The sequence below is a fragment of the Faecalibacterium sp. genome (genome assembly GCF_052358865.1).
GTDB classification, from domain to species: domain Bacteria; phylum Bacillota; class Clostridia; order Oscillospirales; family Ruminococcaceae; genus Faecalibacterium; species Faecalibacterium butyricigenerans.
In genome coordinates, this window is sequence record NZ_DAWCVJ010000113.1 from 1 (window position 1) to 5,625 (window position 5,625).

General features: G+C 45.8%; 4 protein-coding genes and 2 pseudogenes. All 6 read left to right on the plus strand.

The features are described from left to right. Positions 1–287 precede the first annotated feature (287 nt). Positions 288–501, plus strand: a pseudogene (locus tag ACT8X9_RS12595) (UDP-glucose 6-dehydrogenase); the annotation flags it as partial. A 637-nt stretch (positions 502–1,138) separates the two neighbouring features. Then, positions 1,139–1,564, plus strand: a complete 426-nt coding sequence (locus ACT8X9_RS12600; protein WP_444269218.1) for a hypothetical protein — start codon at positions 1,139–1,141, stop codon at positions 1,562–1,564. Positions 1,565–1,802: 238 nt separating this feature from the next. Next, positions 1,803–2,879: a GDP-mannose 4,6-dehydratase gene (locus ACT8X9_RS12605; protein WP_444269219.1), complete on the plus strand. Its 1,077-nt coding sequence runs from the start codon at positions 1,803–1,805 to the stop codon at positions 2,877–2,879. A gap of 22 nt (positions 2,880–2,901) precedes the next feature. Continuing rightward, the gene (locus ACT8X9_RS12610; protein WP_444269220.1) at positions 2,902–4,074 is read left to right on the plus strand and encodes a GHMP family kinase ATP-binding protein; all 1,173 of its coding nucleotides are present in this window, start codon (positions 2,902–2,904) and stop codon (positions 4,072–4,074) included. Between the two features lie 17 nt (positions 4,075–4,091). Beyond that, complete coding sequence (locus ACT8X9_RS12615; protein ID WP_444269221.1) at positions 4,092–4,832, plus strand: nucleotidyltransferase family protein; 741 nt, start codon at positions 4,092–4,094, stop codon at positions 4,830–4,832. Positions 4,833–4,875: 43 nt separating this feature from the next. After that, positions 4,876–5,625, plus strand: a pseudogene (locus ACT8X9_RS12620) (nucleotide sugar dehydrogenase); the annotation flags it as partial.

A 5,625-nucleotide genomic window follows, 5' to 3' on the forward strand; every position in this document is an offset into this window, starting at 1 on the left:
CGGGGCTAGAGATATAATAGGGTCAACCAAGAAAACCTACGATAACTAAATGGTTTTGACGGCTTGAGTTGTCCTTCAAATGTTTTATTTGTTGAAAAACTGCAAGAAGCGGGAAATCCTGAGGGTTATATGTAGGTGGCTTTTGGAAGCTCTGTTTTGACCCACAAAAAGGAGCAGCAAATAAAGATTGCAGGAGAGTTCAAGCCTACGGTGGATTGCCATTGAGTGATCCGCCGTGGGCTTGTTTGCTGTTTTATAAAATAAACGATTTGTGAGGAGATATAACCATGAAAAACTATAAAATCGCCGTAGCCGACACGGGATATGTGGGCCTTTCGCTGGGAGTGCTGCTAAGTCAGAAACATCAGGTAGTAGCTGTTAATATTGTGCAGGCAAAGGTCAATATGATTAGCAACAAGAAATCTCCGATTCGGGACAACGATGGATGCAAAGGCTGCATATAGTGATGCGGATTTTGTTGTAATTGCGACCCCTACCAATGTCTACATCAAACTTTCAGTTGCGGCTTGATGGGCGAGAGTGGAGCGTAAATATCATCGAATTTACCCCACTACGAGCCTGTTTTATTGCAGAGCGACAGTTGACGATGATACCTTCATTTTTCCGGAGAATTAGAGGTGGAGAGCAAAAGTGCTGAAAAGGCAAAATTATATTTTTCCGGAAAAGTTTATTGCAGAGGGTAGATGGGCATGATATGTCCATTTTTCCGAAGAATTAAGAGTTATGAAGGGGAAATGACTGTTCATGTTGCAATAAAAAGGAAGGGTGAAAATGTACAAGTTCAACAAAGTGAGTGACCTTGCGGGTTATGACAATAAGAGTCAGCACTTTGAAAAATGGGGATAGAGGACATCGAGTTATGACTCTCAAGGACAACACTTTGATAGTGCGTTGTCCTTGAGGTGTATAGTTCAAAGTTTCAGTTGAGGTAATAAAGTGGACTGTCCGAGGAGAGTGTACTCAATAAAACTGAAAGTTTGTTCAGTGATAGTTACATAGAGAGAATTACAGGTGTGAACAACACACTTGTTTTGAAATAGATTCAATTACCACAGGAGTGTGGTTAAGAAATCGCATAGGCGATACATGTAAAAAAGAGTGAGAGGAATATAGCAAAATGCCAAATAAAAAGAATCTTCTGATTTATGCCCATTACTATATTCCAGATACTGCGTCAACGGGGCAGATTCTCCGTGAGTTGGCGGAGGGTATGCTGGATAAGTTCAACATCACAGTGATTTGTGTGGTGCCAAGTTACTTAGGAACTATTGAAGATAAATATAAGACACAGAAATATTACGAAGAAGAAATTAACGGCGTGAAAGTACTGCGAATCCGGGTGCCGGAATTCAGCAAGACCAACAAGAAGAGCCGTGTGAAGAACATTGTTTCCTATTTCTTTGGAGCAATGGGAGCTACCTTCAAGGTCGGAAAGCAGGACTATGTATTCTCCATTTCCCAGCCGCCTATCCTCGGTGGGGAGTGTGAAATAATATGGACAACCAGAAAAAATCCTGATTTCATGCGGGTTTACGCGGCTTGACCTTTTCACCTCAACCTGTTTCTGCTTGTCATGATGCGTTGCGGCCAGCGTGATTTTAGGTGCTAATGGCTTCTGGTTGCGCTCTATACTTAACCCACCGCAGCGAAAGCTGATAGAGCAGAAAATAAGGAGGTACGAAGGCAAGCCTGCGTATAGATTGTTGTGGCAATCTGTATACAGGCTTGTTGTTGTGCAATGAAATAAGCAGGGAAGTCAACAAGGGAGGATAAGAAAAATTATGATGGAAAATAAAACAAAAATTGATTTGAAAAACAAGAGCGTTTTCATCACAGGTGTGGCGGGCTTCATTGGCTCCAACCTTGCAAAGCGGCTGCTCTCCACAGTAGAGGGGGTCAAGGTTGTGGGGCTGGATAACATGAACCACTACTATGATGTGCGCCTGAAAGAAGCCCGTTTGAACGAACTGGAACAGTTTAAAAATTTCAGCTTCGTGAAAGGCAATCTGGCAGACAAGACTGTGATCGAAGCTATCTTTGAGCAGTATAAGCCGGAAATCGTGGTGAACCTTGGCGCGCAGGCGGGTGTCCGCTATTCCATTACGAACCCTGATGCCTATGTGGAAGCAAACTTGATTGGCTTCTATAACATTCTGGAAGCCTGCCGCCATTCTTACGATGAGGGGCATACCCCGGTAGAGCATCTGGTTTATGCGTCCAGTTCTTCCGTATACGGTAGTAATAAAAAAGTGCCTTATAGCACGGATGACAAGGTGGATAACCCGGTATCGCTGTATGCAGCCACTAAGAAATCCAATGAGCTGATGGCCCATGCCTATTCTAAACTGTACAACATTCCTTCCACGGGTCTGCGTTTCTTCACGGTATATGGCCCTGCTGGTCGCCCGGATATGGCGTACTTCGGCTTTACTAACAAGCTGCTGAAAGGCGAAACGATTCAGATTTTCAACTACGGTAACTGCAAGCGTGACTTTACTTATGTGGATGATATTGTCGAGGGCGTTGTCCGTGTGATGCAGGGTGCGCCGGACAAGAAGAACGGTGAGGACGGTCTGCCGATTCCGCCGTATGCCGTTTACAATATCGGCAACCAGAACCCGGAAAATCTGCTGGACTTCGTACAGATTCTGAGCGAGGAGTTGGTTCGTGCAAAGGTGCTGCCGGAAGATTACGACTTCGAGGCCCACAAGGAACTGGTTTCGATGCAGCCGGGTGATGTACCTGTGACCTATGCAGACACGAGCGCGCTGGAGCGTGACTTCGGATATAAGCCCTCTACCAGCTTGCGCGAGGGTTTACGGAAGTTTGCTGAGTGGTACGCAAAATTTTACAAATAAAGAAGAATAGGAAAATAAACCGATGAAGTGTGTTGAGGTTTACAAGGAATTATACCATCAGGAGCCGTTTGATGTGGCGTTCTGCCCGTACCGTATCAGTCCGCTGGGAGCGCATATCGACCATCAGTACGGAAAAATCAATGGTTTGGCAATCGACAAGGGAATCCACATGGCCTACCACCCGAAACAGAATGGCGTTGTAGAATTGCAGTCTTTGAACTTCCCGAAACGCGCTCAGTTTTTTGTAAGCGCAGTGCCGGATGAAAAGCAGGGCGACTGGGCCGACCATCTGCGCGGTGCAGCTAAGATGCTGGCCGAGAAGTACCGACTGAAAGTTGGTCTGTCGGGCATCATTGAGGGTAGCCTGCCGATTGGCGGTTTGTCCTCGTCGGCTTCGGTCATTATTTGCTTTTTGTCTGCACTGTGTAAAGTGAACGGCATCCATCTGGAACCGATGGAGATGATTCTCACCGCAAAGGCGGCGGAAAATCAGTATGTTGGTGTTTCCTGCGGAAAACTCGACCAGAGCTGCGAAGTTCTTTCTAAGAAAAACCATCTACTGTACCTCGACACGAAAGATGACAGCTATGAACTGATCCCTACCAGCGAGAAAATGAAGCCCTACAAGGTTGCAATTTTCTTCTCTGGTTTGGAGCGTTCCCTGAAAAACTCCAAGTACAATCTGCGGCAGGATGAGTGCAAGGCAGCAGCCTATGCACTAATGGGGTACGCAAGGATGGACTACGACACCTTTGCAAATACTCGGCTGCGCGATGTACCGTATGAGGTCTTTGAAACCTATAAAGACCGCCTGCCCGAACTGTGGCGCAGACGCGCAGAACACTATTACAGCGAGTTCGCTCGTGCCGAAAAGGGTGCAGAACTGTGGCGTAAAGGTGATTTGGAGGGTTACGGTCAGCTTGTTTTTGAAAGCGGAAAATCCTCTATTTACAACTATGAGTGTGGTTGTGATGAACTGAAAAAGCTGTATGAAATCATGGCCGATACCGATGGTATCTACGGCGGCCGCTTCTCCGGCGCGGGCTTCAAGGGCTGTTGCATGGCACTGATCGATCCGGATAAGGCCGAAGATATTGAAGCAAAGGTCACAGCAGAGTATCTGAAAGCGTTCCCGGCATTGGATGGAAAGTATAGTTTCCATCTGTGCGAGAGCGCAGATGGCGTTGAGTTGTAAGAGGGGAGTACATATAGATGAAATGCTTGATTTTGGCAGCAGGCTACGCTACACGGCTTTATCCGCTGACTGAGAATTTTCCGAAACCGCTTTTGAAAGTGGGCGAGAAGTCCATTCTTGATTGGCTTGTGGATGATTTGGTGGATACTACCGATATTGACGAATTTGTGGTGATTTCCAACCACAAGTTTGCACAGCATTTTGAGGATTGGAAAAGCAATAAGCAAAAGACGCGGCCTTATGAGATTACAGTGATCGACGATGGCACAAGCACCAATGAAACTCGTCTGGGAGCAGTTAAAGACATTCAGTTGGCGGTAGAAAAACTAAATCTGGTAGATGATTTGTTGGTTATGGCTGGCGACAATGTGCTGGATTTCAGTCTTTCAAAGTTCGTTGATTTTGCCAAGGAAAAGAATACCTCCTGTGTGATGTGCCACGAGGAAAATGAACTGAAAAAGCAGCAGAAAACGGCAATCATCACGCTGGATGGAAATGATCTGATTACCAGCTATGAGGAAAAGCCGAAAAAGCCGAAAGGAAATCTGGCTGTGCCGCCGTTCTATTGCTACCGTGCCTGTGACATAAAGCGTATTCAGGAAGCACTGGACAATGGCTGCGGCTATGATGCGCCGGGCAGCTTTGCCGCATGGCTGAGCAAGCAGACCCCGATGCACGCTTATGTTATGCCGGGTAAGCGGTACGACATTGGTGACATTAACAGCTATGAGTATGTGAAAAGCGTGTTTTCAAAATGAGAAACAGAGAGAGGAGAAAGTGATCATGAGAGATTTTAAGGATTTGAAAATTGCTGTGGCCGGAACTGGCTATGTTGGACTTTCTATTGCAACGCTGTTGAGCCAGCACCATAAGGTTATGGCAGTGGATATTGTGGCGGAAAAGGTTGATCTTATCAACAGCAAAAAATCTCCGATTCAGGATGATTATATTGAAAAGTATTTGGCAGAGAAGGAACTGGATTTAACTGCAACGCTGGATGCAAAAGAAGCATATTCTGATGCTGATTTTGTTGTGACTGCAGCTCCTACCAACTATGACAGCAAGAAAAATTTCTTTGATACTTCTGCGGTTGAAGCGGTTATCAAGCTGGTAATTGAGTATAACCCGGAAGCAATCATGGTAATCAAGTCTACGATTCCTGTTGGCTTCACTGCAAGTGTTCGTGAAAAATATCACTGCGATAACATTATCTTCAGCCCGGAGTTCCTGCGTGAGAGCAAGGCTCTATACGACAACCTGTATCCGAGCCGTATCATCGTTGGCACGGATGTAGAAAACGCCCGTCTGGTGAAGGCTGCACATATTTTTGCTGAATTGCTTCAGGAAGGCGCAATCAAGGAAAACATTGATACGCTGTTCATGGGATTTACCGAGGCAGAAGCGGTCAAATTGTTTGCTAATACCTATCTGGCTCTGCGTGTTAGCTACTTCAATTAATTGGATACCTATGCAGAGATGAAGGGCCTGAACACCCAGCAGATTATCAATGGTGTCTGCCTTGTTGCGCGTTTCGGTTCCCATTACAACAAT